The 16,475-nt window shown below is 59.6% G+C and carries 18 protein-coding genes; 9 read left to right on the top strand and 9 right to left on the bottom strand.

Going from position 1 to position 16,475, the window contains the following annotated elements; all coding sequences use genetic code 11:
- Window positions 1-89: 89 nt before the first annotated feature.
- Window positions 90-1,289, bottom strand: a complete 1,200-nt coding sequence (gene tyrS, locus AC4PS7_RS22505; RefSeq protein ID WP_010206932.1) for a tyrosine--tRNA ligase — start codon at window positions 1,287-1,289, stop codon at window positions 90-92.
- Between the two features lie 209 nt (window positions 1,290-1,498).
- Between tyrS and AC4PS7_RS22500 the strand changes: the two genes are divergently transcribed.
- Entirely contained in the window at window positions 1,499-2,917 is a 1,419-nt protein-coding gene (locus AC4PS7_RS22500; protein WP_010206933.1) for a peptidoglycan DD-metalloendopeptidase family protein, read from the top strand.
- A 3-nt stretch (window positions 2,918-2,920) separates the two neighbouring features.
- Window positions 2,921-4,012, top strand: coding sequence for an anhydro-N-acetylmuramic acid kinase (locus AC4PS7_RS22495; protein WP_010206934.1), 1,092 nt, complete (start codon window positions 2,921-2,923; stop codon window positions 4,010-4,012).
- Window positions 4,013-4,089: 77 nt separating this feature from the next.
- Here the strand turns inward: AC4PS7_RS22495 and erpA are convergent, their stop codons facing one another.
- Together erpA and argC are read right to left on the bottom strand one after the other, a co-directional pair.
- On the bottom strand, window positions 4,090-4,440 hold the full coding sequence (erpA, locus tag AC4PS7_RS22490) for an iron-sulfur cluster insertion protein ErpA (RefSeq protein ID WP_003176443.1): 351 nt from the start codon (window positions 4,438-4,440) through the stop codon (window positions 4,090-4,092).
- Window positions 4,441-4,605: 165 nt separating this feature from the next.
- A complete protein-coding gene (gene argC / locus AC4PS7_RS22485; protein ID WP_010206935.1) occupies window positions 4,606-5,640 on the bottom strand; it encodes an N-acetyl-gamma-glutamyl-phosphate reductase in 1,035 nt (344 codons plus the stop codon).
- A 136-nt stretch (window positions 5,641-5,776) separates the two neighbouring features.
- On the opposite strand from argC, the gene hemJ reads away from it, so the two are divergent.
- The 6 genes from hemJ to coq7 all read left to right on the top strand — a co-directional run bounded on the left by hemJ (window position 5,777) and on the right by coq7 (window position 10,220).
- Entirely contained in the window at window positions 5,777-6,205 is a 429-nt protein-coding gene (hemJ, locus tag AC4PS7_RS22480) for a protoporphyrinogen oxidase HemJ (protein ID WP_010206936.1), read from the top strand.
- Between the two features lie 24 nt (window positions 6,206-6,229).
- Window positions 6,230-7,192 (top strand): NAD(P)H-dependent flavin oxidoreductase, encoded by a 963-nt coding sequence (locus AC4PS7_RS22475; RefSeq protein ID WP_021491382.1) that lies wholly within the window; start codon window positions 6,230-6,232, stop codon window positions 7,190-7,192.
- Between the two features lie 70 nt (window positions 7,193-7,262).
- Window positions 7,263-8,219: a DUF805 domain-containing protein gene (locus tag AC4PS7_RS22470; protein ID WP_021491381.1), complete on the top strand. Its 957-nt coding sequence runs from the start codon at window positions 7,263-7,265 to the stop codon at window positions 8,217-8,219.
- Window positions 8,220-8,282: 63 nt separating this feature from the next.
- Window positions 8,283-9,071 carry an SDR family NAD(P)-dependent oxidoreductase gene (locus tag AC4PS7_RS22465; protein WP_010206939.1) on the top strand — a complete coding sequence of 263 codons (789 nt, stop codon included), beginning with the start codon at window positions 8,283-8,285 and terminating at the stop codon, window positions 9,069-9,071.
- Between the two features lie 46 nt (window positions 9,072-9,117).
- Window positions 9,118-9,456, top strand: coding sequence for a histidine triad nucleotide-binding protein (locus AC4PS7_RS22460; RefSeq protein WP_010206940.1), 339 nt, complete (start codon window positions 9,118-9,120; stop codon window positions 9,454-9,456).
- Between the two features lie 116 nt (window positions 9,457-9,572).
- Complete coding sequence (gene coq7, locus AC4PS7_RS22455; RefSeq protein ID WP_021491380.1) at window positions 9,573-10,220, top strand: 2-polyprenyl-3-methyl-6-methoxy-1,4-benzoquinone monooxygenase; 648 nt, start codon at window positions 9,573-9,575, stop codon at window positions 10,218-10,220.
- A 60-nt stretch (window positions 10,221-10,280) separates the two neighbouring features.
- Here coq7 and AC4PS7_RS22450 read toward each other — a convergent pair whose 3' ends face one another.
- On the bottom strand, window positions 10,281-10,703 hold the full coding sequence (locus AC4PS7_RS22450) for an OsmC family protein (protein WP_005792019.1): 423 nt from the start codon (window positions 10,701-10,703) through the stop codon (window positions 10,281-10,283).
- Between the two features lie 247 nt (window positions 10,704-10,950).
- Here AC4PS7_RS22450 and crp point away from each other — a divergent pair, with 247 nt between their 5' ends.
- Window positions 10,951-11,595, top strand: a complete 645-nt coding sequence (gene crp / locus AC4PS7_RS22445) for a cAMP-activated global transcriptional regulator CRP (RefSeq protein WP_010206944.1) — start codon at window positions 10,951-10,953, stop codon at window positions 11,593-11,595.
- On the opposite strand, the gene AC4PS7_RS22440 is transcribed toward crp, so the two are convergent.
- The 5 genes from AC4PS7_RS22440 to trpE form a co-directional block, all read right to left on the bottom strand.
- Entirely contained in the window at window positions 11,592-12,287 is a 696-nt protein-coding gene (locus tag AC4PS7_RS22440) for a lipoate--protein ligase family protein (protein ID WP_010206946.1), read from the bottom strand. The genes crp and AC4PS7_RS22440 overlap by 4 nt on opposite strands.
- 161 nt (window positions 12,288-12,448) lie before the next feature.
- Entirely contained in the window at window positions 12,449-13,285 is an 837-nt protein-coding gene (gene trpC / locus AC4PS7_RS22435; RefSeq protein WP_010206947.1) for an indole-3-glycerol phosphate synthase TrpC, read from the bottom strand.
- The gene (gene trpD, locus AC4PS7_RS22430) at window positions 13,282-14,331 is read right to left on the bottom strand and encodes an anthranilate phosphoribosyltransferase (protein WP_029296763.1); all 1,050 of its coding nucleotides are present in this window, start codon (window positions 14,329-14,331) and stop codon (window positions 13,282-13,284) included. The genes trpC and trpD overlap by 4 nt, the downstream gene beginning before the upstream one ends.
- 9 nt (window positions 14,332-14,340) lie before the next feature.
- Window positions 14,341-14,934, bottom strand: coding sequence for an aminodeoxychorismate/anthranilate synthase component II (locus AC4PS7_RS22425; RefSeq protein ID WP_010206949.1), 594 nt, complete (start codon window positions 14,932-14,934; stop codon window positions 14,341-14,343).
- Between the two features lie 10 nt (window positions 14,935-14,944).
- Window positions 14,945-16,426 carry an anthranilate synthase component I gene (gene trpE, locus AC4PS7_RS22420; protein WP_010206950.1) on the bottom strand — a complete coding sequence of 494 codons (1,482 nt, stop codon included), beginning with the start codon at window positions 16,424-16,426 and terminating at the stop codon, window positions 14,945-14,947.
- Window positions 16,427-16,475: the final 49 nt, after the last annotated feature.

The following is a 16,475-nucleotide window of genomic DNA, read 5'->3' as shown; positions in this document are numbered from 1 at the left end:
GTTTACCAAGGAGTTTTCCGTTTCGACTGCGCCGGAAGTGGGGCGAATTATAGACAGATACAATTCGCCGTCAACACCTAATTCCAGTTTTATTCGGATTTGAGCGTAATACGCGCAAATGCCTTCTTACCAGCCTGGCAAACATGGGTGGCACCCAGCTCGTATATAAAGGTGCGATCCACGACCTCACCATCAATACGCACACCACCGGAACCCAGAAGGTCACGCGCAACCGCCGAATTCTTGACCAGACCCGCTTTATTAAGGACAGCAGCAATCGGCATCGCCTCAGCCGCAGACAGCTCAATCTCCGGCAGATCATCCGGCAGCTCGCCATCCTTCATGCGATTGCCCGCTGCACGGTGAGCACTGGCCGCAGCCTCTTCACCATGGAAGCGCGCAACAATCTCTTCGGCCAGCTTGATCTTCACATCTCGCGGATTGGCGCCTGCCTCAACATCAGCACGCAGCGCATTGATTTCATCCATCGAGCGGAAACTCAGCAACTCGAAGTAACGCCACATCAGCGCATCAGGAATCGAAACCAGCTTGCCGTACATCACGCCCGGCGCTTCTTGGATACCGACATAGTTGCCCAGAGACTTGGACATCTTCTTGACGCCATCCAAGCCCTCCAGCAAAGGCATGGTCAGAATGCACTGGGCCTCTTGCCCGTATGCGCGCTGCAACTCACGCCCCATCAACAGGTTGAACTTCTGGTCGGTACCGCCCAGCTCAACATCCGCGCGCAAGGCTACCGAGTCGTACCCCTGAACCAGCGGGTAGAGGAACTCATGAATGGCGATCGGCTGATTGGTGGAGTAGCGCTTGTCGAAGTCATCACGCTCAAGCATGCGCGCAACGGTGTACTGGGAAGTCAGGCGGATGAAATCCGCCGGCCCCATCTGATCCATCCAAGTGGAGTTGAATGCCACTTCGGTCTTGGCCGGATCGAGAATCTTGAACACCTGAGTTTTGTAGGTCTCGGCATTATCGAGAACCTGCTCACGCGTCAGTGGCGGGCGCGTGGCGCTCTTGCCGCTCGGATCACCGATCATCCCGGTGAAGTCACCTATAAGGAAGATGACCTGATGCCCCAATTCCTGGAACTGGCGCAGCTTATTAATAAGCACGGTATGACCCAGGTGCAGATCCGGCGCAGTCGGATCAAAGCCAGCCTTAATACGCAGGGGCTGACCACGCTTGAGCTTTTCGATCAGCTCAGCTTCGACCAACAGTTCTTCCGCACCACGTTTTATCAGCGCTAGCTGCTCTTCAACCGACTTCATAACAGACCCGCAAGGCTCAGATTCAAAAGGGAACCAACCATACAAGATCAGGGACTAATTACAAGTTTTGCCCTGCGAACGGACACCGTTCAGCAAGCCCAGCGTTCGCGAGCTTGCGCCACAGATGATTTGGTTATATTTTATACAGTTATTTCATCTTCATCATGTCATTCATCTTTTCCATTTCATCTTCAAAGTCAAAATTACCTATGACCACTGAACCGTCTAAAGCGCCGCCGCTTTACCCGAAGACCCACCTGCTCGCCGCAAGTGGTATCGCCGCCCTTCTCAGCCTGGCACTCCTGGTATTCCCTTCCAGTGACGTAGAAGCCAAACGAACATCCCTGAGCCTTGACCTGGAAAGTCCAGTTGAACAACTGACACAAGATCAAGACGCTTCCGACGCGCAACAAGCCACAAATGCACCCACCGAATCACCGTTCGCGCAGATAGAAAGCGGCCCTGAAGATACCCAGCAAGCCGCCCAAGAGCCGCCCGCGCCGGCCGCCGAAGCCGCCAAAAATCCACAACACCGAGAAGTGGTCGTGGCCAGGGGCGACACATTGTCGACCCTGTTCGAGAAAGTCGGTCTCCCTGCAGCCACCGTCAATGAAGTGCTGGCCAGCGACAAGCAGGCCAAGCAATTCACCCAGCTCAAACACGGCCAGAAACTTGAGTTCGAACTGACGCCCGACGGCCAGTTGCACAACCTGCACAGCAATGTCAGCGATCTCGAGAGCATCACCCTGACCAAAGGCGCCAAGGGTTTTGCCTTCAACCGCATCACCACCAAACCCGTGATGCGCTCCGCCTATGTCCACGGCGTCATCAATAGCTCTCTGTCGCAGTCGGCTGCCCGCGCCGGCCTGTCCCACAGCTTGACCATGGACATGGCCAGCGTGTTTGGCTACGACATCGACTTCGCCCAGGACATCCGCCAAGGCGACGAATTCGACGTGATCTACGAGCAGAAAGTCGCCAACGGCAAGGTCGTCGGCACCGGCAACATTCTCTCTGCGCGCTTTACCAACCGCGGCAAGACCTACACCGCCGTGCGTTACACCAACAAACAAGGCAACAGCAGCTACTACACCGCCGATGGCAATAGCATGCGCAAGGCCTTCATCCGCACCCCGGTGGACTTCGCTCGTATTAGCTCGCGTTTCTCCATGGGTCGCAAGCATCCAATTCTGAACAAAATCCGCGCCCACAAAGGCGTGGACTATGCGGCTCCACGTGGCACACCGATCAAAGCGGCAGGTGACGGCAAAGTCTTACTGGCCGGGCGTCGTGGTGGCTACGGCAACACCGTGATCATCCAGCACGGCAACACCTACCGTACGCTATACGGCCACATGCAAGGCTTCGCCAAGGGCGTGAAAACCGGCGGCACTGTGAAGCAAGGCCAGGTGATTGGCTATATCGGCACTACCGGCCTGTCCACTGGCCCGCATTTGCACTATGAGTTCCAGGTCAATGGCGTGCACGTTGACCCGCTGGGTCAAAAGCTGCCAATGGCCGACCCGATCGCCAAGGCTGAACGCGCCCGCTTCATGCAACAGAGCCAGCCATTGATGGCACGCATGGATCAGGAACGCTCCACCTTGCTGGCTTCGGCGAAGCGTTAAGGCATGCCTCTCTATGTAGGTGTGATGTCCGGGACCAGCCTCGATGGCCTGGATATCGCCGTGATCGAGCAAGGCCCGGCGATCAAGTTGATCGCCTCGCACTACATCCCCATGCCAGATACCTTACGTGCCGAACTGCTTGCCTTGTGCGCCAGCGGGCCGGATGAAATCGCCCGCTCTGCCATGGCCCAGCAGAACTGGGTGAAGCTGGCCGCACACGGTATTCACACGCTGCTCGATCAGCAAAACCTCAAGCCCCAGGACATTCGTGCGATCGGCAGCCATGGCCAGACCATCCGCCATGAGCCCGCCCGCGGCTTTACCGTGCAAATCGGTAACCCGGCCTTGCTCACCGAGCTGACAAATATCACCGTGGTCAGCGATTTCCGCAGCCGTGATGTGGCCGCCGGTGGCCAGGGCGCGCCGCTGGTGCCCGCCTTCCACGAAGCGCTGTTTGGCGAGCACACCGGTAACCGTGCGGTATTGAATGTAGGAGGTTTCAGTAACCTCAGCCTGATTGAAACCGGCAAGCCTGTAGCCGGCTTCGATTGCGGCCCAGGCAACGTCCTATTGGATGCATGGATTCATCAACTACACGGCGAACGTTTTGATCGCGATGGTCAGTGGGCCGCCAGCGGAAAGGTCGAGCCCCAGTTGCTCAACGCCCTGCTCAGCGACCCCTTCTTCGTGACCAAAGGCCCCAAGAGCACTGGGCGCGAAGTGTTCAACCTGGAATGGCTGCACCAACACCTTGGCCTCTTGCCTGCATTTGAGCCCCAGAATGTGCAGGCAACGCTGCTTGAGCTGACCGCCCTGACGATCGTTGAGTCCTTACAGTCAGCCCAACCCCAGACAGAAACATTGCTGGTCTGCGGCGGCGGCGCTCACAATTCCACGCTCATGAGTCGTCTGGCCGCTCTGCTACCGTCAACCCACGTCAGCAGCACCGCCACCTACGGCGTGCACCCCGACTGGGTCGAAGCCATGGCCTTCGCCTGGCTGGCCCACTGCTGCCTTGAGGGCATTGCCGCCAACCGGCCGAGCGTCACCGGCGCACGTGGGCTTCGGGTACTGGGCGCCATCTACCCCGCCTGATTCGCCCCGCAATCAGCAGACAGCAAAACGCCGCTTGGCCTATCACAGCCAAGCGGCGTTTTTGTATGCTCTGCAGATCAGATCGAGAACGAAGACCCGCAACCACAGGTAGTGGTGGCATTAGGGTTCTTGATCACGAAACGCGACCCTTCCAAACCTTCCTGATAATCCACCTCGGCACCTGCCAGGTATTGGAAGCTCATCGGGTCCACGACCAGGCTCACGCCTTCGCGCTCAACGATGGTGTCATCATCGGCCACATCTTCATCGAAGGTAAAACCGTACTGAAACCCTGAACAACCGCCGCCCGTAACGAATACGCGCAGCTTCAAGCGATCATTACCCTCTTCATCGACCAGGCTCTTCACCTTGTGCGCAGCACCGTGGGTGAATTGCAAAGCCGTGGGGGTGAAGGATTCAACGCTCATGCTGATAATCTCCCGGCGTAACGCCGCCATATGCGTAATGGCCGGTATTATCCGCTTCTCCTAGAAAAGCGGTCAACTATTGTTACGGTATATCAATCTCCATAGCAGCCATTAAAAACACAAAAGGCCCGTTCAACGGGCCTTTTGCGCAACCACCTGAGCGTCTTAAGGCAGCATGCCCGCGTGGGACAAGCCCAGCTTCTCATCCAGGCCAAACAGGATGTTCATGTTCTGTACCGCCTGGCCCGACGCGCCCTTGACCAGGTTATCGATCACCGACAACACCACGACGAGGTCGCCATCCTGAGGGCGGTGCACGGCAATCCGGCACACATTGGCGCCGCGCACGCTGCGGGTTTCTGGATGGCTGCCGGCTGGCATCACGTCGACGAACGGTTCGTTGGCATAACGCTTTTCGAACAGCGCCTGCAGGTCAACCGAACGGTCAACCACAGTGGCGTAGAGCGTGGAGTGAATGCCGCGAATCATCGGGGTCAGGTGTGGTACGAAGGTCAGGCCCACGTCTTTACCGGCTGCACGACGCAGGCCCTGGCGGATTTCCGGCAAGTGACGATGCCCTTTTACCGCGTAGGCCTTCATGCTTTCCGATGTCTCGGAGTACAGCGAACCCACCGCCGCACCACGACCGGCGCCACTCACACCCGACTTGCAGTCTGCGATCAGGCGCGACGCATCAGCCAACCCGGCTTCCAGCAATGGCAGGAAACCCAGTTGTGTTGCCGTTGGATAGCAACCTGGCACCGCGATCAGGCGCGCTTGCTTGATCTGCTCACGATTGACTTCCGGCAGGCCGTACACCGCCTCCTCCAGCAACTCTGGCGCACCGTGCGGCTGGCCGTACCACTTGGCCCACTCATCGGCGTCTTGCAGACGGAAGTCCGCGGACAAGTCGATCACCTTGGTGCCAGCGGCCAGCAGCTCACCAGCCAATGCGTGGGCAACACCGTGAGGCGTGGCGAAGAACACCACATCGCACGCGCCCAGGGTCTTGATGTCCGGAACGCTGAACGCCAGGCCGTCATAGTGGCCTCGCAGGTTCGGGTACATATCGGCCACGGCCAGCCCGGCCTCGGATCGGGAAGTGATGACCACCACCTCAGCTTGCGGATGCTGTGCCAACAGACGCAGCAATTCGACACCGGTGTAACCCGTGCCGCCGACGATACCGACCTTGACCATAAACCTGCCCTCAACGAACCCACTGGAAAGCCGTCGATAATAGGGGCCGTATCGTCCTGCGACAACCGTCAACGTGACGTACGGGCGCATGAGCCACTACTATCTTCAGTTACCGTGAACCTGGGAATAACTAGAAATGCTCTATCTATGGATCAAAGCCTTCCACATCGTCAGCATCGTCTGCTGGTTTGCCGGGCTGTTCTACCTGCCACGCCTGTTCGTCTACCACGCCCAAAGCGAGGATACCGTCAGCAAGGAGCGTTTCAGCGTCATGGAGCGCAAGTTGTACCGCGGCATCATGGGGCCGGCGATGGTTGCCACGCTGATTTTCGGCGGCTGGCTGATCTACCTGAACCCAAGCATCTTTCATGCGGGCGCCTGGATTCACGCCAAACTGACCCTCGTCGTACTGCTCATCGGTTACCACCATATGTGCGGCGCGCAGGTAAAACGCTTCGCCCGTGGCGAAAACACCCGCAGCCATGTCTTTTATCGCTGGTTCAACGAAGTACCCGTTCTGATATTGCTGGCTATCGTAATTTTGGTCGTGGTCAAACCGTTCTAACTTCAATTACTCGGGGTACCTCCAATGTCACTGCCCGCTCTGCTTGAACAACGTCTGCGCCTGCCCGTCGTGGCGGCACCGATGTTCCTGATTTCCAACCCGCAACTGGTCCTGGCGTGCTGCCGCAATGGGGTCGTCGGAAGCTTCCCGGCGCTCAACCAACGCGAAAGCAGCGGGTTCAAGGCTTGGCTGGAGGAAATCGAAGCGGGCCTGGCGCAGTTGGACAACCCCGCGCCTTACGCCGTCAATCTGATCGTGCACAACAGCAACCCGCGGCTGGAGGCGGACCTGGCGATTTGCGTCGAACACAAAGTGCCGATCGTCATTACCAGCCTGGGCGCTGTGAAGGAATTGGTAGACGCCGTACACAGCTACGGCGGCCTGGTGTTCCATGACGTCACCACCCGACGTCATGCCGAGAAGGCTGCCGAAGCCGGCGTGGATGGCTTGATCGCCGTGGCGGCCGGCGCTGGCGGCCACGCCGGCACCTGGAGCCCGTTCTCGCTGATTGCCGAAATCCGCCAGTTCTTCGACAAAACCCTGCTGCTGGCCGGCTGCCTCAACCACGGGCACGAGATTCTCGCCGCCCAGTTGCTGGGGGCCGACCTGGCCTATTTCGGCACACGCTTTATTGCCACCACCGAAAGCCATGCCCCGGATGCGTATAAAGAGATGCTGCTCACATCGCGCGCCGCCGACATCGTGCACACTCCCGCTGTCTCCGGCGTGCCCGCCAGTTTTATGCGCCAGAGCCTGGAAAACGCCGGTTTCGACCTGGCCGCCCTGCAAGGCAAAGGCGAAGTGAACTTCGGTTCCAAGCTCAAGCCGTTGAGCGACGAGGCCAAGGCGTGGAAAACTGTATGGTCGGCCGGCCAAGGTGTCGGTGAAATTGATGATTTGCCCAGCGTCGATGAACTGGTTGCCCGTCTGGATGCCGAATATCGCAAAGCCCGCGAACAGGCAGCTCAGTTGCGCTGGCCGCACTGACCCCACCGCAAGGCCTGCCACTTGAGCCGGCCTGCACTACCTCCCTGAATCAAGTGACAAGGAAGCCCGCATGAGCGACAACCGTTTCAAGATTGTGTTTGATGGAGCCTTGCTCCCGGGTGTCGAAAGCACCACGGCCAAGCTGAACCTGGCCGAGCTGTTCAAGAGCGACGTCGAAGCCATCGAGAAGCTCTTCACCGGTCGCCCGGTCGCGCTCAAGCGTGACCTGTCGCGCCCGGATGCAGAAACCTACCTCACCGCACTGAAAAACGCCGGGGTCGATGCACGCATCGAAGCTGAACAGCCTGTCGCCTTCAGCCTCGCCGAGACGCACGAAACGGATTCCGGCAGCTTCTCGCGCACTGCGGCCTCACCTTACGCACCACCGCGCTCCGCTGTGGGTGATGACCTGCCGGAATACGCCACCCTCAAGGTGTTCACCATCCACGGGCGCATCGGGCGCTTGCGGTACCTCGCCTGGACCCTGGTGTTGACTCTGGCGCTGTTGGTGGCGGGTGGCATCATCAGCACCGTTAGCTTTGCCGTAGCGACCGCTTCGCCAACCGCGGGCACTATCCTCGGCGTATTGCTGGGCCTCGCGTTGTTTGTCGCGCTGGTCTGGGTCAGTGTACAAATCGGTGTGCAGCGCCTGCACGACCTGGGTTGGTCGGGCTGGTTGTACTTTCTCAACCTGGTGCCGCTGGTGAACAGCGTCTTCCCGATCCTGCTGCTGGTATTGCCGGGTAATGCAGGCGCCAACCAGTACGGTGCGCCACCACCACGCAACTCCACGGCGGTAAAAGTCCTGGCCACCCTGTGGCTGGCGTTTATCCCGGTCATGCTTGCCATCGTGGTGACCTTGGGTATGAACGGTTACCTGAACCAGCTCGAAGCCAACATGGACAGCGGCTACGAAAGCAGCTCCATCACCTCCGATGAAGATGCCGACCAAGCCGCGACCGTCGAAGAAGACGAAGCGCAGAGTGCTGACGAAGCGGACGAACCTGTAGACTCTCCAGAACAGTGAAGAAACGCCCCCGGCCTGTGATGCCTTTGTCACAGGCGCGGTGGCGTTGCGATGGAGAAAGGCATGACCCGTTACGCTCTGATCACCGGCGCCTCCAGCGGCATCGGCCTGGCCTTGGCCGAAGCGCTGGCCCGTCGCGGCCGCAGCTTGATTCTGGTGGCCCGCCAGCGTGACCAGTTGGAAAACATTGCAATCGAATTGACCCAACGCTTTGGCGTCGAGGTGCTGTTCCGGGCCTGCGATCTGGGCGAGCCGCTGCGCTTGTCCGGGTTCCTGCTGGAGCTTGAAGAAGGCGAACGGCAGATCGACCTGCTGGTGAACTGCGCCGGCATCGGCACCAGCGGGCCATTCCTGGCCCAGGACTGGATGACCGAACAAGACCTCATGGAGGTCAACATCCTCGCCCTGACCCGCATGTGCCACGCCCTTGGCAACACCATGGCGCTGCACGGCGGCGGCCAGATTCTCAATGTGGCCTCCGTCGCGGCATTCCAGCCTGGCCCGTGGATGAGCACCTATTACGCCAGCAAGGCCTATGTGCTGCACTTCTCCGAAGGCCTGCGCGAAGAACTGAAAACCTGCGGCATCAAGGTCTCGGTGCTCTGCCCCGGCCCGACACGTACCGCATTCTTCGGCACGGCACAAATGGACACCGCCAAACTCGACCGCAGCCAACAACTGATGAGCCCCGAAGAGGTGGCGCTCTATACCGTGCGCGCCCTGGAAAAGAACAAGGCCATCATCATTCCCGGCCGACGTAACCGCTGGCTCGCCTTCAGCCCGCGTTTCAGCCCACGCTGGCTGACCCGCAAGATCGCCGGCGCCATCAACAAGGCCTATTGCCCGCGCTGACTGGCTGAGTACACTCACCCTGCACATTCATAATGGAGAAACAGCTGTGGATACTCTGTTCACCAAGATCATCAACAGAGAAATACCTGCGGATATCATCTACGAAGATGATCAAGTCCTGGCGTTCAAGGACATCCATCCAGCGGCGCCAGTGCACTTCCTGGTCATTCCCAAGAAACACATCCCCACCCTCAACGACCTGACCGAAGAAGATAAAGCCCTGGCCGGTCATATTCTGTTCACCGCCCAGCGTTTGGCCGTGGAACAGGGGTGTGAAGAGGGTTTCCGGGTGGTCATGAACTGCAACCCGAAAGGTGGGCAGACCGTTTATCACATCCATATGCATGTGCTGGGTCAGCGCCAGATGAACTGGCCACCGGGCTGATCAGCCCTTAGGCACAGGGCGCGGCCCAGGCTGCGACCCCATGCCCTTGACGCAGCGCAAACGCTTCCCCCTCTCTTGCGGTAAACTGGCCGCCGAGATTCTTCCCGGAGGTCAGCATGACTACCCAACGTCACTACTCGCCGATTGACCGTCTGTTGCTGCAAGCCGACATGGCCATGCGCACGCTGCTGCCGTTCAGCGGCCAGCCGTATCGCCCCTCGCCCGCCATCGTGCAGCCCGACGCCCAGATGAGCGAGACCGAGACCCGTCACGTCGCCGGCCTGATGCGCATCAACCATACCGGCGAAGTTTGTGCCCAGGCGCTGTACCAGGGCCAGGCCTTGACCGCCAAGCTGCCCCAGGTACGCGCGGCCATGGAACATGCCGCCGAAGAAGAAATCGATCACCTGGCCTGGTGCGAGCAACGCATTCGCCAATTGGGCAGTCACCCAAGCGTGCTGAACCCGCTGTTTTATGGTTTGTCGTTCGGGATTGGCGCCGCTGCCGGCCTGATCAGCGATAAAGTCAGCCTGGGGTTTGTCGCGGCGACCGAACATCAGGTGTGCAAACACCTGGATGAACATTTGGAGCAACTGCCGGCCGAAGACGAAAAATCCCGGGCCATTCTGGAGCAGATGCGTGTTGATGAAGAGCATCACGCGGAAAGCGCACTGGATGCTGGCGGCTTCCGCTTCCCTGCGCCGGTAAGGTTTGGCATGAGCCTGTTGGCCAAGGTCATGACCAAAAGCACCTACCGTATCTGAAGCGTCACCCCGCAGGAGCGAGCTCGCGGTGGCGAGCTCACTCATGGGGGCTGCGGTCGATCAACCCAACTCGATGATTTCGTAATCGTGGGTGATGGCCACACCGGCCGCGCCGAGCATGATCGACGCCGAGCAGTACTTCTCAGCCGACAACTCAATCGCACGCTTGACCTGGGCTTCTTTAAGCGCCCGCCCCTTCACCACGAAATGCATGTGGATCTTGGTGAATACCTTGGGGTCTTCAGTGGCTCGCTCAGCCTCCAGAAAAGCTTCACAGCTTTCCACTGCCTGGCGGGATTTCTTGAGGATGCTGACCACGTCGAAATTGCTGCAACCGCCCACGCCCAGCAGGAGCATTTCCATCGGGCGTACGCCCAGGTTACGGCCACCCGCTTCCGGCGGACCGTCCATGACCACCACATGGCCACTGCCCGACTCACCGAGGAACATGGCTTCGCCCGCCCATTGGATGCGTGCCTTCATCGCCCAGACTCCACTGCTAAAAAAGGGTCGCCAGCTTAGCACAGGGCCCGCCTGCGTCAGTGTTTCCAACAAAAGCGATCAATAGCAGGGTTTGCGCAGAAAATTGGCTAATCGAGTCAGAATGTGTCTGTTAAGCTGACGCCAAATCGATGGCGTAATGCCACCCTTTATGCAGTGCGTATCAGTGCCGATACCCGATGAATACAACAACTCAAACTATTTAGCGCAGTCTTTTCGGGATACAACCATGGTTGCCCTTACTCCCATACCCAAAATCAAGAATCTCGACAAACTGTTGATGCATTGCCAGCGCCGTCGTCACCCGGCCAAGCACAACATCATCTGCGCCGGCGAACGCTCCGAAACGCTGTTCTTCATCATCAAAGGCTCGGTCACCATCCTGATCGAGGATGACGACGGTCGCGAAATGATCATTGCTTACCTGAACACCGGGGATTTCTTTGGGGAGTTGGGGCTGTTCGAACAAGCCGGCAAGGAACAGGAACGCAGCGCCTGGGTGCGCACCAAGGTCGAATGCGAAGTGGCCGAGATCAGCTACGCCAAGTTCCGCGAACTGTCCCAGCACGATCCCGACATTCTCTACGCCCTGAGCGGCCAGATTGCCCAGCGCCTGCGGGACACCACCCGCAAGGTCGGCGACCTCGCGTTCTTTGACGTCACCGGCCGAGTCGCGCGTTGCCTGCTGGACCTGTGCAAGCAGCCCGACGCCATGACGCACCCCGACGGCATGCAGATCAAGGTCACGCGCCAGGAAATCGGGCGCATTGTCGGCTGTTCACGGGAGATGGTCGGTCGCGTGCTCAAGGATCTGGAAGAGCGCAACCTGGTGCATGTCAAAGGCAAGACGATGGTGGTGTTCGGTACCCGTTAAACCGGCAGGAAGCTGGCCAACATTTGACGGTACAAGGTATCCAGCCGGCTGATCGCATCCGGCGCGGGGAAAGCTTCGTGCAAGGCGATATGGCTGTCTGCACGAACCCGCTGGTCGAGACCACACGCTTCATTGAACCGATTGACCGCCGCGATCAACGCCTCGCGATCGTTCTCCAGCAACAAGGCACCGTGCACCAACCCTACCGGGCGGCCACCACTTTGGCGCCAGCGCTGGGCAGTGCCGACCATTTTTCGACCGTTGAGGTTGACGTTGTAACGGCCATCGCAAAACGCCCCATCGATTTCACCAACCGAGGCATCACCGCCCAACTCGATCAGCAAATCGCAGATCGGTTGGCATAAGCGCAGGTAACCGGTTTCGATACGATTCTGGTCACCTTCACTGCGCGGTGGGGCGTAGACCAGGGCGATGTTGACCGTGGCATTCGACTGCGGCACCGGTTCTCCGCCGGTTTCACGCAGCAATACCGGCCAACCGGCGTCAGCCGAGACTTGGCTGGCGGTTTCGAACGCCGGCAGCCGACTCAAACGGCGGGGCATCACCAAGGCTTGATCGTTGGGTTGCCAGAACAGCAGGCCAAACGCCTGATCACCCGCGCAGACGGCTGCCAGCAAGGCTTGCTCGGCGGCCAGCCCAGCTTCAACCGTCATCGACACCGGCTTAGCCATCAAACACCTACCTATCTGAATAGACACAAACCCAGATGTGGGAGCGGGCTTGCTCGCGAATGCGGTCTGTCAGTAAAAAGCGCAATGACTGATACACCGCATTCGCGAGCAAGCCCGCTCTTACATTTAGACTGTATTTTAAATGTTGACCGGGTTTTACGTCAGTCTAGTGTCGAACCGCTGACCGCCACGCCCCGCTCCGGGAAGAACAGGCGCTGCAGTTCAGCCCCTGGGTTCTCGGCCCGCATGAAGGTCTCGCCCACCAGGAACGAATACACCCCACTGATCTCCATCAGCTCCACATCGGCACGGTTGACGATGCCGCTCTCGGTGATCACCAGACGGTCACGCGGAATGCGCGGCAGCAGGTCGAGGGTGTTTTCCAGGCTGACCTCGAAGGTGTGCAGGTTACGGTTGTTGACCCCCACCAGCGGTGTGTCGAGGGTTTTCAGTGCGCGTTCCAGCTCATCGCCGTCGTGCACTTCCACCAGCACGTCCAGACCGACGCTTTTGGCCACGGCTGCCAGCTCGGCCATCTTCACGTCATCCAGCGCGGAAACGATCAACAGCACACAGTCGGCGCCCAGGGCACGGGCTTCGACGATCTGATACGGATCGACCATGAAATCCTTGCGGATCACCGGCAACTTGCACGCGGCGCGGGCTTGCTGCAGGAACAGGTCGGAACCCTGGAAATAGTCGATATCGGTCAGCACGGACAGGCACGTGGCCCCGCCCTTCTCATAACTGACGGCGATTTCCGACGGCACGAAGTTCTCGCGGATCACACCCTTGCTAGGCGAGGCCTTCTTGATTTCCGCAATGACGGCAGGCTGCTTTTCCTTGGCCTGCTTGATCAGCGCATTGGCAAAGCCACGCGGTGCATCGGCGGTTTTCGCCTGGGCTTCCAGCTCAGCGAGACTGACGCGGGCACGGCGCTCAGCCACTTCTTCAGCCTTGCGAGCCAGGATCTTTTCCAGAACGGTCGGCACACTCATCCTTCATTCTCCATCTTGAACACCGCAGTAAAGGCACCCAGTTCTTCAAGCTTCTCGCGCGCGAGCCCGGTGTGCAACGCATCATGAGCAAGGGCTACGCCCTCTTTAAGACTGTAGGCGTGATCGGCGGCATACAGCGCCGCACCGGCATTCAGAACAATCATTTCTGCCGCTTTTTGACCATTCTCGGTCTTGCGACGCCCCAAGGCATCGCGAATCAGTTCCAGGGACGCCGCCGGGCTTTCCACCGCCAGGCCGTGCAGGCTCTGGCTCTTCATGCCCAAATCTTCCGGCTCGACCCAATATTCGGTGACCTGGTCGTTCTTCAGTTCCGCCACGAAGGTCGGAGCCGCCAGGCTGAATTCGTCCAGGCCGTCCTTGGAATGCACCACCAGCACATGCTTGCTGCCCAGACGCTGCAGCACTTCGGCTAATGGCCGGCACAGTGCCTGGCTGAATACGCCCACCACCTGGTGTTTCACACCGGCCGGATTCGTAAGCGGGCCGAGCATGTTGAACAGGGTGCGCAGGCCGAGGTCCTTGCGCGGACCCGCGGCGTGCTTCATCGCGCCATGGTGGGATTGGGCAAACATGAAGCCGATGCCGACGTTGTCGATGCAGCGCGCCACTTGTACCGGCGTCAGGTTCAGGTAGATCCCGGCCGCTTCCAGCAAATCGGCGCTGCCGCTCTTGCCGGACACCGCACGGTTACCGTGCTTGGCCACGGTGCAACCTGCAGCCGCGACCACAAACGAAGAAGCCGTCGACACGTTGAAGATGTTCGCACCGTCACCGCCGGTGCCGACCACATCCACCACGCCATCGAGGGTCTTGAGCTCGACCTTGTCCGCCAGCTCGCGCATCACCGATACGGCGCCGACGATCTCGTCAATGCTTTCGCTCTTCATGCGCATGGCCATCATGAACGCGCCGATCTGCGCGTCCGTGCATTGGCCGGTCATGATTTCGCGCATCACATCGCTCATTTCAGCGGTGCTCAGGTCCAGGTGGCCGACGATACGGCTCAGGGCAGTCTTGATATCCATGGAAAGTCCTTAGCGCGTGCCGCCGCTCTGCTTGAGAAAGTTGGCGAACAGCTCGTAGCCCTGCTCGGTCAGGATCGACTCGGGGTGAAATTGCACCCCTTCGATATTCAGTGTCTTGTGGCGCAGGCCCATGATCTCGTCGACCGAGCCGTCTTCCAGTTGGGTCCAGGCGGTCAGCTCCAGGCATTCCGGCAGGGTTTCGCGCTTGACCACCAGCGAGTGGTAGCGGGTCACCGTCACCGGAAGGTTGAGGCCATGAAACACGCCTACATCTTTATGGAACACCGGGCTGGTCTTGCCGTGCATCACCTGGCGCGCGCGCACTACGTCGCCGCCAAAAGCCTGGCCAATGGATTGGTGGCCCAGGCACACGCCCAGGATCGGCAGCTTGCCGGCGAAATACTGGATCGCTTCCAGGGAAATACCCGCCTCGGTCGGCGTGCACGGGCCTGGCGAAACCACGATGCGCTCCGGGTTCAGGGCTGCGATCTCGGCCACGGTCAGTTCGTCGTTGCGCACCACCTTGACCTCGGCACCCAACTCGCCCAGGTACTGCACAACGTTGTAGGTAAAGGAGTCGTAGTTATCAATCATCAGCAACATGGGGGAAACCTCAAGAATTAGGGGTCTGTTCAGCCAGCGCAACGGCGCGGAACATCGCGCGGCGCTTGTTCAGGGTTTCTTCCCACTCGAGGGCCGGCACCGAGTCGGCGACAATCCCGCCACCGGCCTGCACGTGCAGCTCCCCGTCCTTGATCACGGCCGTACGAATCGCAATGGCCGTGTCCATGTTGCCGTTCCAGGCGAAATAACCCACGGCGCCGCCGTAGACACCACGTTTCACCGGTTCCAGCTCGTCGATGATTTCCATCGCGCGGATCTTCGGCGCACCCGACAAGGTGCCCGCCGGCAGAATCGCGCGCAGTGCGTCCATCGCAGTCAAGCCGGCTTTCAGCTCGCCGGTGACGTTGGACACAATGTGCATCACATTCGAATAACGCTCGATCACCATCTTCTCGGTGAGTTTCACCGAACCGATTTCCGAGACACGCCCGGTGTCATTGCGACCCAAGTCAATCAGCATCAGGTGTTCGGCGATTTCCTTGTCGTCGCTCAGCAGGTCTTCTTCCAGCGCCAGGTCGGCCTCTTCGGTCGCACCACGCGGGCGCGTACCGGCGATCGGGCGCACGGTGATCAAGTTGTCTTCGACACGCACAAGCACTTCCGGCGAACTGCCCACCACGTGGAAGTCACCAAAGTTGAAGAAGTACATGTACGGCGTCGGATTGAAGCAGCGCAATGCGCGATACAGATCGATCGGCGCGGCCTTGAAGTCGATGGACATGCGTTGCGATGGCACCACCTGCATGCAGTCACCGGCGAGGATATATTCCTTGATGGTGTCGACGGCACGCTCGTAGTCATCCTGGGTAAAGCTGGAGCGGAACACCGGGTCGGCGGCCGGTGGACGGCTGAGGTCCAGGCCGCGACGCGGGGTGATCGGCTGACGCAGTTTTTCCAGCAGGGCTTCGAGGCTGGCCTGGCCTTGTTCGAAGGCGTCGGCCTGGGACGGGTCGGCGAGCACGATCGCGTGCATCTTGCCGGCCAGGTTGTCGAATACGACGACCGCATCGGAAACCATCAGCAGAATGTCCGGCACACCCAGCGGGTCCGGGTTCGGGCATTTGCCCAAGCGTTTTTCCACATAACGCACGCAGTCATAACCGAAGTAACCCACCAGACCGCCGTTGAAACGCGGCAGGCCGGCAATGGTCGGCACGTTGTAGCGCGCCTTGAACGCTTCGACGAACGCCAGCGGGTCGTCGACATCGTGGCTTTCGATCTCGACGCCATCCTGGGTAATGCTCACGTGATGGTCGTGTACCCGCAGTACCGTGCGGCACGGCAAGCCGATGATCGAGTAACGCCCCCACTTCTCGCCGCCCTGTACGGACTCAAGCAGGTAGGAGTTAGGCTCGTCGGCCAGTTTCAGGTAGATCGACAGCGGCGTGTCGAAGTCGGCCAGGGTTTCGCAGGCCAGGGGGATGCGGTTATAGCCGGCAGCAGCCAAACGCAGGAATTCTTCGCGGGTCATGATATGCCTCGTGGCTTGAGGGTCTAACAGTCAGGTATGCAAACGTGCC

Source organism: Pseudomonas sp. DW-iso3 (assembly GCF_058725305.1).
Note: the sequence above shows the minus strand (reverse complement) of the source record. Positions and strands in the feature narration are given on the sequence as shown.